Source organism: Sphingobacterium suaedae (assembly GCF_042684625.1).
In the GTDB taxonomy this organism is placed as follows: Bacteria; Bacteroidota; Bacteroidia; order Sphingobacteriales; family Sphingobacteriaceae; genus Sphingobacterium; species Sphingobacterium suaedae.
Map to the genome: position 1 here is coordinate 112,344 of NZ_JBHULR010000002.1, position 19,501 is coordinate 131,844.

At 43.6% G+C, this 19,501-nt stretch carries 10 protein-coding genes; 3 read left to right on the forward strand and 7 right to left on the reverse strand.

The genetic code is table 11. The features are described from left to right. Positions 1-315 precede the first annotated feature (315 nt). From ACFSR5_RS02880 to ACFSR5_RS02905, 6 genes are all read right to left on the reverse strand, one after another. Positions 316-1,878: a Fic family protein gene (locus tag ACFSR5_RS02880; RefSeq protein ID WP_380900519.1), complete on the reverse strand. Its 1,563-nt coding sequence runs from the start codon at positions 1,876-1,878 to the stop codon at positions 316-318. Positions 1,879-2,122: 244 nt separating this feature from the next. Continuing rightward, a complete protein-coding gene (locus ACFSR5_RS02885; protein ID WP_380900521.1) occupies positions 2,123-3,460 on the reverse strand; it encodes a pectate lyase family protein in 1,338 nt (445 codons plus the stop codon). Beyond that, positions 3,457-4,959 carry a pectate lyase family protein gene (locus ACFSR5_RS02890; RefSeq protein ID WP_380900523.1) on the reverse strand — a complete coding sequence of 501 codons (1,503 nt, stop codon included), beginning with the start codon at positions 4,957-4,959 and terminating at the stop codon, positions 3,457-3,459. Before ACFSR5_RS02890 ends, ACFSR5_RS02885 begins: the two co-directional genes overlap by 4 nt. A 104-nt stretch (positions 4,960-5,063) precedes the next feature. Beyond that, positions 5,064-5,582 carry a DUF5060 domain-containing protein gene (locus tag ACFSR5_RS02895; RefSeq protein ID WP_380900525.1) on the reverse strand — a complete coding sequence of 173 codons (519 nt, stop codon included), beginning with the start codon at positions 5,580-5,582 and terminating at the stop codon, positions 5,064-5,066. Next, positions 5,579-6,337 carry a DUF1593 domain-containing protein gene (locus ACFSR5_RS02900; protein WP_380900527.1) on the reverse strand — a complete coding sequence of 253 codons (759 nt, stop codon included), beginning with the start codon at positions 6,335-6,337 and terminating at the stop codon, positions 5,579-5,581. Before ACFSR5_RS02900 ends, ACFSR5_RS02895 begins: the two co-directional genes overlap by 4 nt. 176 nt (positions 6,338-6,513) lie before the next feature. After that, positions 6,514-7,599 (reverse strand): glycoside hydrolase family 88/105 protein, encoded by a 1,086-nt coding sequence (locus tag ACFSR5_RS02905; protein WP_380900529.1) that lies wholly within the window; start codon positions 7,597-7,599, stop codon positions 6,514-6,516. A gap of 712 nt (positions 7,600-8,311) precedes the next feature. Here ACFSR5_RS02905 and ACFSR5_RS02910 point away from each other — a divergent pair. Continuing rightward, positions 8,312-11,560 carry a SusC/RagA family TonB-linked outer membrane protein gene (locus tag ACFSR5_RS02910; protein WP_380900531.1) on the forward strand — a complete coding sequence of 1,083 codons (3,249 nt, stop codon included), beginning with the start codon at positions 8,312-8,314 and terminating at the stop codon, positions 11,558-11,560. 40 nt (positions 11,561-11,600) lie between these two features. Further along, the gene (locus tag ACFSR5_RS02915; RefSeq protein ID WP_380900533.1) at positions 11,601-13,124 is read left to right on the forward strand and encodes a RagB/SusD family nutrient uptake outer membrane protein; all 1,524 of its coding nucleotides are present in this window, start codon (positions 11,601-11,603) and stop codon (positions 13,122-13,124) included. A 60-nt stretch (positions 13,125-13,184) separates the two neighbouring features. On the opposite strand, the gene ACFSR5_RS02920 is transcribed toward ACFSR5_RS02915, so the two are convergent. After that, the gene (locus ACFSR5_RS02920; RefSeq protein ID WP_380900535.1) at positions 13,185-15,833 is read right to left on the reverse strand and encodes an alpha-L-rhamnosidase; all 2,649 of its coding nucleotides are present in this window, start codon (positions 15,831-15,833) and stop codon (positions 13,185-13,187) included. A gap of 427 nt (positions 15,834-16,260) precedes the next feature. Here ACFSR5_RS02920 and ACFSR5_RS02925 point away from each other — a divergent pair, with 427 nt between their 5' ends. Then, entirely contained in the window at positions 16,261-19,497 is a 3,237-nt protein-coding gene (locus tag ACFSR5_RS02925) for a SusC/RagA family TonB-linked outer membrane protein (protein WP_380900537.1), read from the forward strand. Positions 19,498-19,501 lie beyond the last annotated feature (4 nt).

Consider the following 19,501-nt stretch of genomic DNA (forward strand, 5'->3'; position numbering starts at 1 on the left):
ATTTATGATATTGATGAAAAATATGTTATAGTTTTAGAGCCATTACGCAATAAACTAGCGTATTATTTATTAGGTGCACATAGATTGGAAGGGAAAGATTCTAAGGGGGATAAAATATAAGGAAATATAAAGGAGGTTACCACAATTGTTATAAAGCAGAAAACGCATAACATCTTGGCTATGCGTTTCCCGATCTCCTTCTTTCACAATGAAAGATGAACTCTGTACTGCAAAGGTAAATAAGTTTTAGAGTTTAAAAAGTTTTAACATTTCATTTTTTTCCACACTAATACACATAACATTAATTATGGTGTTTTATTTTTTTGGTAATTCAGCAACCGTTTTACCCTTTAGGCTTTCTTCTACCAAGTAACCGATAAATTTTGTGAAAGGCTCGATGTTTTGTTCAACACTGGCCTGTTCGAGTGCATGCATATATTTATCTCGTCTTTCCACCGGAATGACCGCCCATCGATATCCGCCCGATGCAAGCATGGCATTCATTAAAAAACGTCCCATCCTTCCGTTGCCATCCATGTAAGGGTGAATGAATACAAATATGAAATGTCCTAAAACAGCTCTAACAGATGCTTCTGTTTCTTCTTCCAGTAATTCAAACAATACAGGCATCGCATCACGCATGGTGTCAACATTTAAGGGTACGTGCTTGGAATTGCTGATATAAACCTGATTGTTGCGATATCCAGCTAGATCAGCGGCTTTCAACAAACCTGCAGTCACGCACGGATCGAAAAGTTGCCTATACCATTTCGAATGGTCTTTGTCTACCTGCATTCCCGCATTTGCTCCACCCAATATGGAGTTGATACTTTCCTTGACGGACTGGAATGCCTGATAATAACCTCTTGCTGCCATTGCATCGCGCTGTTTGCGATCCTCTTCATTCTCTTTGGTATCCCATTTTCCAGAACTTACCTTCTCAATCATTTCGGGCGTTACACGATAGCGCTCTATGGAGAGGGAGTGGTAGGCATCAGTGACGTAGATATCGTCGATCTCTTTTAGGAAAGCTTCCTTATTTTCTGGTAGTCCCGGCGAATTAGGGAAGTTCTGTATGACCACTTCTCGCATCTGCTCCCACATCAACCGCATACGGGTGGCATATGGGGATCGTTCGCGGGCAGGTAATTTCAGATCGATTTTAATTTCGAATGGATCTTCTTCGCGAATATCATAATCCGCCTGCTTAAAGGTATCTATAATCTGGTCGGCAATTCTTCCCCTATTGATATTTCGGAGAGCTCCTGCCAGTCGCCCTGCCAGTGTAGTATGACCTTTTTCGAGTAGTATGGGCAGGAGTTCAGATGCGTCCCTTATTAATGACAACGCAGTACGGGCATCTATAGCATTTCTCGTGTAGATGGTTGCGGCGCTGTAAATGAGAGCGGACTGTAGATTGTACATTCGTATCCCATTATCGGTCACGACAAGCTGATTCGCTGACGGTAGTTCTCCCCGTAGATTGAAAAGAGATGTGTTGTGCGGCAATGCACTTGGATGGTTATTTCCGTGAGGAGAACGAATAAGTAACTGCTGCGGTACAGATTGATTGCCCGCATGGATCAATAAAGATTGGTCGGCTGAGAGGCACCAGTTGTCCCCATATCTATGATTTAGGAATACCGCAATAAAATCCCAATACGAACTATACCAGGCTGTGGTTTCGCCATCCTTCGCTCCTGGATCGGTAGCGATATACCAACCCTTGGCGACTTCCCTGATAAATCCATTCTTGGTCAGGATTTCACGGTATTTACGATTAGGAATGTCATCCGTATGGATGCCTATTGCCCCTTTTTCTTGCAATTGCTGTAGAAACTTTAGGGCGTCTAGAAATCGTTCTCGCGGTGTTGCCATATCGTTATTCGTTTATCAAACACTGATGTGCTTTTGTTCTCAAACGTTGATGTGGTAAATTTAGTAAATACTGTTGTTATATTTTTATTAAATTATGATGTGTTAGTTTTATTAAACCGTGTTCAATATTAGAATCGGAGCCACGAGATAAATACACTGTTGGAAGAAGCTAACCTTAGACTTTTTCGCATTACTGATTGTTTTTTGAGTTTGTTTATCTCGTAGATAATCTACATGATTCTTTTCAGCTTATACTGTTTAAGTATTTTTCTAACATGGTGTAACCAGCAGGTATAATATTGTTTCTGTCATTTGGATTGAATTTGTTGAGTTTATTACTGTCTTCCCAATCGTCAGGCATACCATCTTGGTCAGAGTCCTTCGGAGCCTTTTTACTTTTTAGTTCTGGCCACCCCCCTACTTCTTTTTGGCTGTTAATAATCTTGCCTGTCCGATTTTTAATGGATTTTACAATACGCTCATCGACGGTATCGCGTTTTGGCAGTATTGCACCGCCAAACTCTAAAACCCTACTGTAAGCCTCTATAGCATCTTTTGTGCTTACTAGCCGTGTTTCAAAAGGATGATTTTGTTTATAAGTTTCAATCTGTTCGTTATTCCAATCCTTTCTAAACTCTACAAGGTCCCATTGGTTTTCCGGGCTTTGTCCATCGTAGTAATTTCCAAAAAAATAGCTTTTATCGTATGGAGAGCCCGTCGAATAAGCCTTCCCTTTTGCTTTTGAATCTCTCCCCGGAATTAGGTAGTTGCCAACATAATTAAGGCGGGTTACACTTACTTTATCTGCATTGTAACCAGCATGGGCTCCCCCCCAATTATAAAGGACGTTATTTCTAAAATCTAACAAAAGTCCTTCTGGGTCTTCTGTATATGGATTGGAGTTATAATTCCCAGGCCTTGGGTTACGGCCTCTGTTACTTGCATATAAGTTGTTCAGAAAACTGTACTTTGCACCACCTGTACCGCGGATTAAAGAACCAAACCCGTGGTTATCCGGATTTAAAGCCTCAGTAATAAAACACCATTGAACGGTAACATTATTTAAAGTAGGAGTACTTGCTGAAACTGATAAATTTTCGTCTAGGCTCCAACTTGCTGAACAATGGTCAATAATAATATTTTTTCCTTTTGAGATTGAAATGGCATCTTTTCCCTGTTTGCTTCCTGCACCACGTTTAGCGTCTCCTAAACGTACACGAATATGTCTAACAATGACATCGTCTGTAGCTATTACTATAGTTTCACCACACAAACAAATACCATCACCGGGAGCCGTTTGTCCTGCGATAGTAATTTTGGGATGTGTTATAGTTATACGTTTTTTTAAATTGATATTTCCCGAGACAGCGAAAATCACCGTCCTGGCGCAATTTTGCTCTAGCGCCCAACGCAAACTACCTTCCCCGTCGTCTTTTAAATTAGTGACATAGAGCACCTTACCTCCTCTTCCACCTTGGGCGTGGGCGCCGAAGCCTTCGGCCGTTGGAAAAGCTAATTGTTGAGCATTTGTTGTATTTAGGCTGCTTAAAAAAGCTAGCCATAGCGAAAGAATTTTATTCATAAAAAATCTTGTTTCTGTGTAATTTCATCTACTAAACCGTTTAGATAGACTTCTAGGTTGGTATAGCCGTCTTTGCTCAATGTTATAGTATTGCTGTCTGAAATATCGTCCGGATTAAAATTGTTTTTATTTTCCCACCAATCCGGCATACCGTCGCCGTCGGAATCTTTCAGAAACTCTGGGTTAATGCCTTTGTTACTCAAATCGGGCCATGCGCTTGCGGAATTGGCTGGCTTTGCATCATCGGGAACGTCTATCAGTCCGGGATAATTTTCAGCGTCTGAAGAGATGCTGCCAAAGTAAGTCGCTGTTCCATTTTGTGTTTCTTCAGCGATTCGCAAGTCAATGACGTCGCGTTGTTTTGAACACCCTGCATATTGCACAACTAAGCGATATGCTTCCCGAGCGGAATGGGTAGTAACCACATCAGTTTCCAACGGCGAGATAAGACGTATTTCTTTTTTTACCTGTTCGTTAAAGGTATTGTCATTTTTGTCTTCAATTTGATCGTATATTCCTTTCGGCCAATTATTTATGGTTGTTTCCTTGTCTCCTTCCATCACATTTCCGGTTACATAAAAGCGTCCCCAAATATGTTCCATAGGTTTCCAGGCATTAGCTTGGCCGTTCTTTCCGGTTACATATTTGGAAGTACGAACGCCGATAGCTGCAATACGGTAACGGACGCGGCTATTGCTCGGCGTCGCGGGACCGGGTTTGTAATAATTATTTACAATATTTACGTGCATTCCTTCACCACCGTAACATCCAGCTCCCGCCCAGTTATAAAACACGTTATTGCGTACATCCACATATTCACGCTCTTGGGTCGAAACGTGAGGGCCCAGACGCGGCATTCGACTTTCGTGATGAGCCATCAGATTATGATGGAATGAAGATCGGTGCCCGCCTACAATGGCGCCGTAGCCATGTTTTCCCTTGGCATGTCCGGCAGTACGAAGGCTTTCAGAAATCATGCACCATTGTACTGTTACGTTTTCACCACCATAGAACGTACAAGTTTCATCAACCGACCAGCTAATAGAACAGTGATCGATGATGACATTCTTGTTTTTGGAACCTCCTAGTCCGTCCGGTTCTTCACCTCCTTCGTTACCTACGCGAAAACGCATATAACGAATAATCACATTATCTGCGCTAACTGATACAGGGTGGCGTGCAATACAAACCCCGTGTCCTGGCGCTGTTTGACCAGCAATGGTCAGATTGCCGTTGATGATATTTAAACGGCTGTTCAGGAAAATAGTTCCTGCCACATCGAACACTACCGTACGAGTGCCCTTTTGAGAGATCGCAAAGCGAAATGTGCCCGGTTCGTCGCTGTCTTCTAATGAGGTTACGTGATATACTACTCCTCCGCGTCCTCCGGTAGCATAGCGTCCGAAACCTTCCGCTCCCGGAAAAGCCGGAATGTCACTCTGTGCTGATCCTAACAACGTGATAAAAACAAGCTTTAAGAATATAAGAAGGCTTTTCATGTGTTGTTATGATTTTAAAAGGAAATAGCGAATAAAATGATTAAATACAGATAGACTTTTGGCGCTATCGCTACAAACCCATTCTTAATGAGCGATGAAAGTTATCATCGGAGCCAAGACCAACGTTCAGCCCAATCTCTCATGGCGTCAATACGCCATTTAGATACGGTTTTGAAACCGTGAAGGTTTTTATCGAAAAACTCTTCATCGCTTTTATCTGTAAACCAGTTATCTCCCAATTTGTAATCTGTTTCACTGGCGCTGCCCGGCCAGATATTCTCAATAGTTATTTCACCATTCTGCTTCGGGAAATTGGGGATATCCGAAACGATGGTATACGGCATTGTCCCAAGCGCGTAGGTAGCATGTCTTACAGCATAAATCCCATCTCCTAAATAAAATCCATCCCAAGTTTGCTTATTAATTGTCATTTGTATGCAGATCGAGTCTGATGGAATGTCTATTTTGGGGCCTTTAATACGAAACTCCATGATCGAATAGATTTTAACGGTACCTTGCTTTGTTGTTGGTCTGTCGAATATAATTTTTGGACTGTGTGTGAACCTCACAAAGCTACCACCCCATGATTCTTTTGTAGGATCATTCGGGTCGCCGTCCATCATATAAAGCAAGACGGCGTATCTCCCAATTTAGTATTTCCTTCTAAGTAATTTTTAAAGTCTTCGCCGAGATTACCACCGCCACTGATATATGTGTCATAGTATTTACCATTAAATTCATCCATTTGTTTATAGTTGGCAATGAATCCACGATAGGAAGCGTTATTTTCGATGAACCAAAGATTTGGGAAATGCTCGACAATGTAGGCATAACTATTGGTACTCCACTTTTTATTCGGCCCACCTATCCAATATATTTTTATTTTGTGCTGAATGTCGGGAGCGTCGTGTAAAGCTTGAGCCACGTCATCTAATCCCCCCCATACTAAAACCCATAAAGGTCGGTCACTTTTTTTTCGGGCACATTTGATAATCCAGTCAGATCCCTCAGTAGCAGTCATGTATCCACGGTAAGGAGCAGCTCCACGTCTTCCCTGTTTGCTAACAGAACGCAAATAATCGGGTGACGGAAAGGTATCGGAATGCTTTTTTAATTCGGGTAGATCCTTTTCATACAGATCAATCATTCGCAATATTTCTGACACATTCCCGCTGCCATAAGATGGTGAAGAAACAAGGCCTTCGGTTTCAAAAAGATCACTGTACATTAAAAAATGAGCCATCGATTGATTGTCATCTGGATCCGTGCCTCCAATATCCGTGCTTATAAGTATGCGGGGCTTTACAGGAATAGCCGATTGCGCAGTCAAAGCGATAGGAACAAACGAAAGCAAAAGATAGAAAATTACTTTAATCATAATTAGTTTATAAAAATTTTTGATGTAGTTTCTCAAATAAGGTCAATGGATAAATGCCGATACTATGGTCTTTCGGATATTGCCCCGCGGCATAAAAATATATGTCTTTAGACGACTGTTTGCGCATAAGTCATAGATTTGAAGTGACATAAGTAAAGGATATAGTCTGGCATTCTTTACCTATCCAATAAAACACTTGTCATAATGAAAGGCCCTACAGCCTTAGGATCATTATCGCGGATCGGCTCGGAAATGTAATATTCAAAGCTCCCGTCTCTATAGTTCTTTTCGCCTCCCAATCCTGCCACTGAACAACAATCGGTGATGGATAGGCTTCCATCTGTTTCCGTCTTCACGAACCTTTTTAAATACTGGTCATATGCTTGTTCCCCTTTCTTCAAATAATGCTTGTCTAAATAGCCGCATTGAGCACCCTTGATCCATGTGTAAATAAACATAATAGACCCTGTGGACTCTAGATAGTTCCCATCTCTGTCGCTTAAGTCCGTAACCTGGTACCACATACCTGTTTTGGGATCTCTAAATTTTTCAATGGAAGCAGACAGTTCCTGTAGGATTTTGATGATTGCAGGTCGATCCTTATGATTTTTGGGTAGAAAATCCAATACATCGACGATGGCCATCATGTACCAACCTATGCTACGCGACCAAAAATGTGGCGAACGACCGGTTTTAGGATCTGCCCAACGTTGCTCTTTGCTCTCATCCCATCCATGGAAGTACAGGCCGGTTTGCGCGTCATACAAATATTTCCGAACATCCAAAATCTGTAAGGCCACATCGTCAAATAATGTTGTTTCCTTATTTTCCTTTGCGTACTGTGCCAAAAAAGGTCCTGCCATATAAAGTCCATCTAGCCATACCTGATGAGGATAGACTTTTTTATGCCAGAAGCTTCCATCCTTTGTCCTGGGATGTGTTCGCATTTGCTCGCGTTGAAGATCTAAAGCTGTTTTAAATCGCTCCTGATTTGTTTTCTTCAGGACAGGAAAAAGAATTTTCCCCGTGTTGACACGGTCTATATTATACTCCAACGGTTTATATGTCTTTATGGTTCCGTCAATGTTCACCATTGTGTCTGCATAATCATATACATAGTCATAATATTTTGGACGGTCTGTTTTATTATAAACTTGTAATATAGATTGCATCACCAAGCCATGGCAATAGTTCCATTTCAATGTCTTTGAAAAGTCAAGCATCCATGCTTCAGGATTACGTTTCATTTCAGAATCTGCCATCTGAACATAGTTTTTTTGTCCGAAAACTTGTACGGCAAAAAAGACGGATATTATCAATATGATGAGCTGTTTCATGCGAAAGGACTGAAGTTTATATTCGGTTTATTAGCTATGCTTTTACAACGATAAGTATTTGAATGCTAATTACGTAGATAATAAACTAAAAAAAGAGTGCAAACGTTGCCGGCAACGTTTGCATGATGACCAAATACCTTTTCATTCGACTAAGAAAATAAGATTATCTCAAGCTGCTCTGTCCTAGTGCAGCCACCGAGGACTTTTAAACGATCTAAGGTCCACGGAAAAATTAGTCACCGCTTACGACTACATCCTATATACTGATTGTTTGATTTAACGAATTTCAACTCTTAAAAACCTAAGAGAGTCGGTGCGAGTTTTGCTAAATAAGATTCACGTGAAACAAGAAAGATCAGGAGTTCTTGTATGCCATTCCGCACCGGAAGTTGCAACATCTCCGACGTTAATACGAATTTGACGAAAACGAAATTAATACAAAGAAATGCTGTTAAAATCCGAACGTCAAAAAATATGTATAAAGCCATCAGGATGGCATACACTAATACGCGGTCGTTGCCTGTATAATCATTTTATGGAGTCAATAATTCGTTTTAGCTAACCATTTTATAAAAGGAAATTAACCCATAGATAACATTAGACTGGTAGGTTTGCGGCAAATACAATCAACAAAAACATGTATCCTAAACCAACCAAACTTCTTTGGCTTTTGCTTTCGTTAACGGTGGCTTCGCCTGCTGTGGCGCATTTTAACGAGCGAAATATTTCAGCGCGCAATTTTATTGAAAATCAAGAACTACTTCGGGGAAAAGTAATTGATGAAAATGGCAATCCTGTCGCAGGTGCGACCATCACCAATATACAGACACGGCAGAGTGCGCAAACAGCAGCTGATGGAAGCTTTTCGCTGCCCGGTAAAATTGGTGATTCCATTTCCGTCAGCTTCATTGGCTACGCCCCTAAGGAACAGTTGGTGAATACTACGCAACAGATAACACTAACCTTGGGCGTGAAGAATCAAGAAATTGAAGAGGTAATGGTTTCTATCGGCTATCAACGTGTGCGAAAGTCCGATGTAACCGGAGCGATTGCCAGCGTAAAGGCCGAAGAATTAAATCTGGCCTCACCAAAACTTTCTCAAGCACTCGTCGGTAAGGTGGCAGGAGTGCAGGTTATGCAAACCAGCGGTGCGCCATATGACGGAACAAAGATTCGGGTGCGCGGAATTGGATCGATCAATGCGGGATCAAATCCGTTGTACGTAATCGACGGCTATCCGGCAGGAAATAACTTAAATATTAATCCCAACGATATTGAGACGATTGACGTCTTGAAAGATGCAGCATCTGCGGCTATCTATGGTTCCCGGGCCGCTGGGGGTGTTGTCTTGATCACCACCAAACGTGGAACGGAAGGGCGCAGTAATGTCGATTATGAAGTGTTAACGGGATTCGGACAGCTGTCGAAGAAGGTAGATTTGCTGAACGCCGAAGAGTTTATCGATCTAATTATTGACGGACGGAACAATGCCTACAAGGATCTCGTCGTTAGCCAAGGTGGGACCTGGACGGACGATATGCGATTGGACGACAACAAAACCCGCGTTGGACGTGTCCGCAACGCAGGTTCCGTGTCCATTCCCGAAGACTATTACGATTTTACAACAGGCACGGCCAAACAAGCTAAGTACGATACAGACTGGCAAGATGCCCTGTACAGAAATGCTCCGTTTCAGCGTCACAATCTCTCTGCGTATGGAGGGAATGACAAGAACAGGTACTTTTTGAGCGGGTCATACCAAGATCAAAAAGGGATTATGCTTGGGACGGACCAGCAAACCTTCAATTTTAGAGCAAATGTTGACTCCAAAGTTGGAGATCGCCTTACTGTAGGTGCGAATGTTTCATTTACCTACAACGATAACAATGAAGTAACAACAGGTCGGTATGATCAAAGCCCATCAATGGCTGCTTTAATATATTTGCCCACGCTACCTGTTTATAATGAAGACGGAAGTTATGCTCAATACCTAATGGCCGATATGTCGGCTAATAATTATGGTATTCAGAATCCGGAAAACCCGTTGGCCTATGTAACCAAGATCAAGAATAATCGCCGAGGTAAGCGTGGATTATATAATGCATACGCGGATTTGAAGATTATTGATGGACTGAATTTGAAAGTAAACGGTGGTCTTAGCACATATGACGAAAAATATGATTATTTCAGGCCGACAAGTATATCGAGTGGCAATAATCCTCCCTTTTCGGATCAGGCGGTTACCGCGGCATATGCTGATGCAAGGACTAGAGGCGAGATAGATAAACTGATGGAGACGACGTTGACATACAACAAGTCGTTAGGAGAAAAACATCAGTTGAATGCGCTGTTGGGGTATTCAGCACAGCGTACCGATATTGATTTTATATCATTACGGGCCAATGGGTTTCAGAATGACAAAATCGGGGAAATTTCAGATAAGGGAGCTGACCCTTCGAACTTCCAGTTGAGAGAGGCATACAAGAATGCGGTTACTTTACAATCCTACTTCAGTCGCCTTATGTACAACTACGACTCCAGATACTTTCTTTCCGCGTCGTTCAGGACCGACGGTTCGTCCAGATTTGGCCCTCAAACCAAGTGGGGAACATTTCCGTCCATATCTGCTGGATGGACGCTTTCTAATGAAGGGTTCTATACCGACTGGCTGGGAAATGGTTCCAGTGCTAAGCTTCGGGCCAGCTGGGGATTAAGCGGAAATAATAACATAGGAGAGTATAATGCGTTGACTACGATGAGCTCCCCAGGTGGTGTGATTATCGGAGATGGCGTAGAGACCGGATACTGGCCGGAAGATATTAAAGATCAGGCATTGGGATGGGAGTCTACCTCGCAGTACAACGTGGGCTTGGATCTCGGGTTCCTTAATGGACGGATTAACTTAATGACGAATTTTTATTTAAGTAGTTCTTTTGACTTACTTTTCAGACAGCCTATTTCAGCGGTTTCGGGAGCTCAGACCATCTTAACCAATCTGCCGGACAGCAAGGTCCAGAATAAAGGTTTTGACCTTCAATTGGACGCGACAATCATCCGTCGGCAAGATTTTCAACTGGGATTCAGTGGAAATGTGAATGTAAATAGGAATAAGGTTCTAGATCTTGGAGGCGCTTCGACAATCTTGACCAATGGAGCGGAAAGATCATACATCACACATGTTACACAGGAAGGAAGCCCCATCGGTATGTTTTATGGGTTCAAGGTCTTGGGAATAGCCACCGAGGACAATTACAAAACGGTAGCCCCATCGGCAGCATCGAGTAATCCACTTCAGCCCGGAGATTTATATTTCGAGGATGTCGACGGCAATGGCGTCGTCAATGATGAAGATAAGCGTGTCATCGGCAGTCCACACCCCGATTTTACATACGGCTTTGCGATAAACACAAGCTACAAACAATTTGACCTTCGGGCATCTTTTAATGGCTCTCAGGGAAATAAAGTTTTGGATGGGTATGACTATTATCTGTATAATATGGAAGGATCCGGTAATCAATATGCAGACGTCGCCCAACGATGGAGATCTTCTAACAACCCCGGTAATGGATCTGTATACCGTGCCTCCCGGGCCGGGACGCAAAGCAACAGTACGCGTCTTTCCACCTTTTATCTCCAAGATGGTTCTTTTCTCAGAATGACGAACGTGACTTTAGGGTACAACATGCCCCAAGGACTAAGTCAGAAATTGAAGTTATCAGGTGTTCGTATATACGCTAGCGTCGAAAATCCATTCACTATAACCAAGTATAAGGGATATAATCCAGAACCCGACTATGACCAGCGCGGTAATCTTACACCGGGAGTGGACTATGGGTTGTACCCGCTTGTAAGGGGGTATAATTTGGGCCTTAAAGTAACATTTTAAAGAAAAGTACAGTTCAATAGCGCTTAAAATAGAGATGAAAATGAAAAAAAGATATTTAATACTGTTCTTGATATGGAGTTTGGCATCCTGTAAGCAGGATTTCCTTAACCAGTTGGATCCCAATGCCGTCACGGTTGACAAATACTTCGAAACCGAAAATGACGTTTTACTAGCCGTTAATGGAATCTATCAGGCACTGAGATCCGGAAGTAATATTGGTGAGGGCAGCACGCTTTACAGTGAGGAAAGATCAGACAACACCGGACGGGATGACAATCAGTCCAATGCCGGCGAACCGTTTCAGTTCAATGACTTTTCTATATTACCAAGTAACTCTTATTTACGGACACACTGGGCCAATATGTACGATGGTATCGCTCGGTGTAACACGTTGCTTTCTAGGATAGACCAAGTCACTTTCGATGACCAGAGCACAAAATTGCGCTACATGGCCGAAGCTAAGTTTGTTCGCGCACTGCTGTACTTCCATTTGGTCAGAAAATTCGGTGATGTCCCATTATCTACTAAGGAAATTACCTCGAAGGAGGAGGCTGCCGCGGTAGCTTTTCGGGAAAAAGAATCAGTTGTTTATCAACAGATTGTTACCGACTTAAAAGACGGATTGTCAAGCAATTTGCCCGATAAGCAATCGGAATATGCCGTTGGCAGAGCGTCAAAGGCGGCTATTAACGCACTTTTGGGACACGTATATCTGACTATGGGCGCGACATTACAAGACGTCAATAACACCGAGCTGTTCACCTTAGCCGAAAGCCATCTCACAGCTTCCTACCAGATGAGAGCTTTTGGTAAGCTTAGCGAAATTCCCTATTCGCAAGTGTTCGATGTGTCCGCAAAAAGTACGTGTGAGGAGCTGGTATTTCAAGTCCAGTATTTACAGGGCGACCAAAACTACAGTTCCAGCATTGCCAGGAATAACCAGGCGCGTGGCGAGACGGTCAATTCGAAATATCCCTCAACGGGAAGCGGTGGTAATGTCAAACAGGACTTAGTCAACGACTACGAAGAAGGTGATATCCGGAAGTCATTTTCCATTAAATTCGCTTCAGATCCGCAAGTAAACGATTGGTTTATAACCAAATTCCGGGACAACAGTGATGAAGCGGGCTCTCAAGGGTGGGGAGGGAATGACTGGATATTGATTCGTTATGCCGACGTGATGCTTTTGTTGGCTGAGGTCAAAATGCATTTGGGTAAAGAAGCTGAAGCTGTCGCTTTGTTGGATCAAGTACGCGAACGGGCAGGACTCCCCACCTACGCGGAATCTCGGGAGAACGCGGCGTATAACGGTAAATACCCGACCCTTAAGGATGCTATACTTCACGAACGTCGTGTTGAACTAGCATTCGAAAACCATCGTTGGTTCGATCTTATCCGCAACTACGATGCACAAGAGCTAGTTTCCTATTTTAAGCAGAAGAACCAGGCGGATTATGGAAATGCAAAATTATCCAACATCACAGTGAAAGACCGCTATTATCCTATTCCATTTGACGAATATAAGCTAGATCCAGCACGGATGTATCAGAACCTCGGCTATTAGCAGATCAGACCAGGTGTGAAGGCTCATTTTCCCGTGCTTTAAGCAGCCGAGAAAATGAGCCTAATTTTTGAGAGGGCACTCCCAGGTATGTATACCTGCAGTAACCTTTATAGGTTCTTTTTGCGGGAAGGGAGCTGGAAGATACAGCGTGGCCGAACAGTTGGGAGGAACAATTGCCGTATACTGTATTTTCGCTTTCTTCCGTGTCCAAGAGGAACAGATTTCGCCAAAAGGCGAGCGGTGTTTTGCTTCGAATTGTTCCAGGTCCGCTGCAAAATATGGCTTTAGTACGATATGTTTGAAGCCAGGAGAGGCGGCGTCAGGATATATCCCTCCTACCCCCTTGTAGAACCACGCACCAATTTCGCCGAACATCATGTGGTTGTCGGAGATATCCCGGGTTGCTTGTAGATCCCAGTTCTCAAGTAGCGTCGTTGCTCCATTCGCAATCCACCACCCCCACGATGGGTAAGTCTGCTGGACGGCTACGCGATAAGCTGTTTCAGTATGTCCATTTTCACTCAGAGCGTTTAGTAACGCTTTGGCGCCGAGCACACCGACATCAAGATGAAAGTTATTCTGTACGACCTTTTCTGCGAGGTTGTCAGAAACCTTCTGTCGTACATCCGGAGGTACTACGCCCCAGTATAACGGGACACTTAATTCCGTTTGGGTACCCGTGGCATACAAGCCAGTGTCTTTATTTAGGTACTTTGAGTTGATGGCACTTTTTATTTTTTCGGCTAAGGAACTGTAATAGAAATAATCCGCCTGTTTATCAAATAATTTAGCAGTTTGTGCCAAAATATGGACATCAACGTAAAAATAAACGGAAGAAGTCAGTTCTTTGTTGGACGTAGATTTCACCGGCACCCAGTCGCCTCTGCCCCAGCTCGTCAGATGATCTGGACTTATTCGGTCTACGTAATCGACGTAGCGTTTTATGGCCTCATAACAATCAGCTAGCGCTTTGCTATCACCGTAAAACAGGTAAATGTGCCACGGGATAATCGCGATGGTACTTGTCCAGTCCAGTCCGTTATCTGTACCATAGCCCCATCCACCTGTGGGGATAATATCTGGAAGAACGCCGTTGGGTTGCTGCTCATCACGGTGATCGGCAAGCCATTTTTCATAAATCGTAATGGCATCAAAGTTGTAAAATGCCGATTCGATGGCGAAATGGCCGTCTCCTGTCCATCCATTCTTCTCTCGTTGTGGACAGTCCGTGGGATAGCCCATTAGATTAGATAAATAGGAGTTGTTGGCAGCCTTCCACAACCGCTCGATTATCGGATTAGACGACTTAATTTGCCCGACAGCATCCACGTCACTGTGTGTGAAATAGGCTGTTAATGACCCTTTGTCGAGGTTAATGGGGACAGAACTCAGGACTTCTACATAGCGGAAACCCTTATAATTAAAACGGTTTCTAAAGGTATCTAGTGTGCCGCTCAGCGTGAAGATATCGGTTTGAAATGGCTCCCTTAATTTATCGCCCCGATAATACACGTCAATGTTCGACAGATCAATACGTCCATCCTCTGCTAAACGTTCCCCATGCTTTACCTGAATACGGGTGCCGGAAGGCCCGTGAACGCGAAGTGCCGTCATGCCGGCCATATTTTGACCGAAGTCAAAAATGTACGTGCTATCGTTTAAGTGTTTGTATGATTGCGCTGTGATCGTCTTGGCATGCCGTATGGGTTGCAGCTGCTGCGATTTGATGATGGAAGCTGGCGCTGAACGCAGCCGAACACCGTGCCAATCCGAATCGTCAAAATGTGCTGTATTCCATCCCTTTTGTTCGAGTCTTGCATCAATATGTTCACCCGTGTAAATGCTGTTAAACTGTAAAGCGCCCGTCGCGGTTTTCCAATCTAATCCTGTAGAAATGGTTTCGTGTGTTCCGTCGACGTACAAAATCCGCAAATCCATACAGAATGCGGGGCGGTTGCGCCATGGTGCTTGGTCAAAATCCCACACTGCTTTCGATTGATGGTTGTACCATCCATTGCCCAATAAGACGCCAATTGCATTGTCTCCAGCTCGGATTTGTTCGGTTATATCGTGGGTCACATATAAAATCCGCCGGTCGTAGCGTGTATACATGGGATTAAGGTGACTGTCGCCGATGCGGATACCGTTTATAAATAGTTCGTAAAGCCCTCCAACAGCGATATAAACGCGGGCTGATTTTATCGGTTTTGGCGATTTAAAGACTTTCCGAAAGTAAGGGGCGGGATGGAACTCCCGGTTATGTCCATCGGATATCCATGCACCCTTCCATTGATTCTTGTCAAGAATGCCCGTTTCAAATGACGATATTGCCGATTTACTTTTTTTTCCATTTTCGTCTACAGCTTCGACATGCCAAAAGTAGCGCGTATACGGTAGCAAGGGTATGCCCGCATACGCGACCAGCATATCTGCGGAAGCTTTTTCTCCCGTATCCCAGCAATTCGACTTATCGTGTACCAATCCCAGCGAATCGGTGGATACCATAATCCGGTAAGCTGATTGCTTTGCGCCGTTGCGGTCTGTTTGGTAACGCCAACTTAAACGAGGCGTTCGAGCGTCAAGGCCAAGGGGACGTACCATATGCTCACATCGCAAGTGTACGGGTTTAAAATTTCCGCTATCTTGGCCAGATACCGGACGCTGTATAAAAAGCAGGAGAAAAAAAACAAGGAATTGGCTCTTTTGCATAGTTGTGGTAGCTAACGGTAAAGTAGCAATGTAAATATAACGATTTAGCGAGGTAATATGAGCCGATTTTGACTAAAAAACAAAATAAGTGCGTTATAAAATATGTCAAACCGTATCTTTACTGTAATGCAACCGGTTGTTACTATTAAACTGTCCTGTGCTGTCCTGCAAACGTTGCCGGCAACGTTTGCGTAGTTTTTTACGAGGTGAAATGGATATTTACCTTGCTTAGAATAGTATTATTGTATAGGATATTAACGCTAACAAGATATAACCCAGAATTGAAAAGAGTTGAATTTTGTGTTTCGCCAATTTGAATCTGTTATAATCCACAAATGAATTAAAATAAATTAAGGTGTATAAGCCAATGATGGTCTATAGCGCTTTAGTAAAACGTAACCAGTTTAAAATCTTTATCTACACTATTATGAGGAGAATTAACGCGCTACTTGTGCTGCTCTCACTAACCCAGCTTGCCTTGGCACAGCAAAAAAAAATACAGGGGGTGGTATATGGGCCGGATGCCCGACCGATGCCAGGAGTCACTGTGAAAATTAAGGGCCGGCCTTTACAAACCAGTACGGATGCTGCCGGCAAGTACACCATTGAGGCTGCCTCTGCACAAGACACCTTAGTTTTTTCTTCGATCGGATATATTGCTGCGGAGAAAGTTGCCGCGGGCCAGGATAATCTAATCGTCACGCTTCAAGAAGATGCCGCCGGTTTAGAAGAAGTCGTCGTGATCGGCTATGGCACCGTCTCCCGGAAAGACCTGGCGGGCGCCGTGAGTTCTATCAAAGGGAAAGAATTGGAAAAGGCTCCCGTAGTAAACGTAGCGGAAGCGCTTACCGGCCGACTGCCCGGTGTTCAAGTTACAACCGTCGACGGTGCGCCGGGAGCAGAAATCGTTATCCGCGTCCGTGGAGGAGGATCTATAACGCAAGATAACGCCCCTCTCTATATAGTGGACGGCTTCATTGTGGACAATATCAATGATATTTCTGCAACAGACATCGAATCCATCGATGTTTTGAAAGATGCATCTTCAACAGCAATTTATGGCTCAAAAGGGGCCAACGGTGTCGTTATTGTCACTACTAAATCGCCGAAAGCAGGGAAAACCAGCGTCAATTACAATAACTTTTTTCAAAGCAAATACATGCCTAAAGAATTAGGTGTTTTGTCGCCCTACGAGTTTGCCCTTCTGCATTACGAGCATGGCCTAGTTCGTGGAACGACATCGAGTGAATACACAAACTTTAAAAAATTTTTTGGAGAATACGACGATCTGGAGTTGTATAAGTATCAGGCTGGAACGAATTGGCAGCAAGAACTTTTCGGCGGGGCAATCCGCTCGAGCCAGCATAACCTTTCCATTTCTGGAGGAACGGAGAAAACAAAGTTAGGCTTTAATACAACCTACAACGACGATGAAGGACTTATGCTCAACTCGGGACAGAAACGGTACTATTTTAACTTTAAACTAAACCACGAACTTTATAAAAATCTAAAACTCGATCTTTCCGCTCGATACACAAATAATGTTATTGATGGTGCGGGAACATCCGGGTCTTCCAGCGTTCGTATTTCAGACGGTATCCAGACGCGTCCTATAAACGGTTTGGTTGATTATATGGTCATTGATCCGGTGGAAATTATCGACGGTGAAGACGATTACGATAATTTCCTCCGTAGCCTGATTAACCCGATCGAACTCACAAAACAAGACTATAGACAACGAAAAACAAGAGACTTCAGTTTAGGGGCCGCATTAAATTATACCCCTTGGAAGAAACTGAATATTCGTTCGGAGGCGGCCGTCACGTTGCGCAACGGGAATGCCAAGCGCTATTGGGGTCCACTAACCGGAGAGTCTCGAAACGTCGGCTTGAACCTGCCGTTGGGCCAATTGGAACAAACCGAGTCGGATCGTTACCGCTTTGTCAATACGGCCAATTATAAAGTTATAAAAAATGACAAGCATGACCTGAATGCGTTGCTCGGTCACGAAATCAGCTTTACAACAGGACGAAACTCGCTAAACAGGGCAAAATATTTCGATGAAAATGTCACGCCGGAAGTGATGTTCGCAAACCTCGCACTTGGAACACCTGAACGCATGGAAACGTATGAAGTACGAGGTGAGGATTTCGTTTCTTTTTTCGGAAGGTTAAATTATTCCTTTTTAGACCGGTATGTAATCTACGGAACGCTGCGAGCAGACGGCAGTAGCAAGTTTGCCCCTACAAAACGTTGGGGGTATTTTCCTTCGGCCTCTTTTGCCTGGAAGATTAAAGAAGAATCCTTTATGCGGGATGTCAGTTTCGTTAACGACTTGAAGCTACGGGTAAGCTATGGTGAGGCAGGAAATAACCGAATTGCGAATGATGCCTGGCGATTCCTGTTCGGGCCATCTCAAAATAGACCGTACGGCGCGGGAGATATCAATCAGACGTACTACAATATCCTCAATACTTCACTACCGAATCCAAACTTGAGATGGGAAACAACAGTGTCCCGCAACCTGGGATTAGACTTTAGTTTATTTAACAACAAGCTTTCGGCGATTATCGACGTATATAAGAATACGACGAAGGATTTAATCATCGATAATGAAATTCCTCCTCACTCGGGATTCACCAAACAGCTGATCAACTTAGGTGAGACATCGAACCAAGGTTTCGAAATCGGTTTGACCGCGCCTATAATAGAAAAGGCAGACTATGGCCTTACTCTTTCTTTTAATATCGGAAGGAATATTCCTAAGATCGAGAAACTGGATGGAAACAACCAGCGTATTCTACAGTCCAACTGGGCTGGTACAGACCTGAAAACACAGGATGATTTCCTGTTCAATGTAGGCGAAACCATCGGTCAGGTTTACGGCTATGAGGCAGACGGGTTCTACACCGTGGATGACTTCGCTTCGTACAATGGAGGAAGCTCTTATACATTGAAGGATGGAATTGCTTCTTCACAAGGGATTTTGGGAGGAACAATCGGCATCCGTCCAGGAACAATGAAATTGAAGGATTTAAACGGAGACGGACAAATCACAGCAGATGGCGATCGCCGGGTGATCGGTAATACTCTGCCGAAGCACTCTGGAGGCTTTGGCTTCAATGCCCGCTATAAAAATTTCGACCTCAGCACATTCTTTAACTGGGTTTATGGGAATGATATATACAACTCAGGTCGTATTCAGTACAATATGCTGTATCGAACGACCTTCGGGAATATTTCCGACCGGATGAATTCGGATGATCGTTTTAAATACGTGGATGATGCGGGACAACTAGTGACGGAGCTGGACCAATTGGCTGAATTGAACAAAGATGCAAAAATCTGGTCGCCGTTCTCAATGGGAACAGCGTCGCCCGTACTCACGACTGACGCGATTGAAGATGGATCTTTTTTACGCCTTTCTCTGGTTACGCTGGGGTACACCCTGCCGAAACACATTACCTCTAAGATTGGTATTTCTTCACTGCGTGTTTTCGGAACAGTCTACAACGCATTTGTTTGGAGCAGTTATTCGGGATATGATCCGGAAGTCTCAACTACCCGAAGTAGTGCATATGCCGCCCTTACGCCCGGCGTAGACTATTCTGCTTATCCAAAAAGCAGAACGTTCACATTCGGTCTGAATATTAACTTCAAATAAGAGA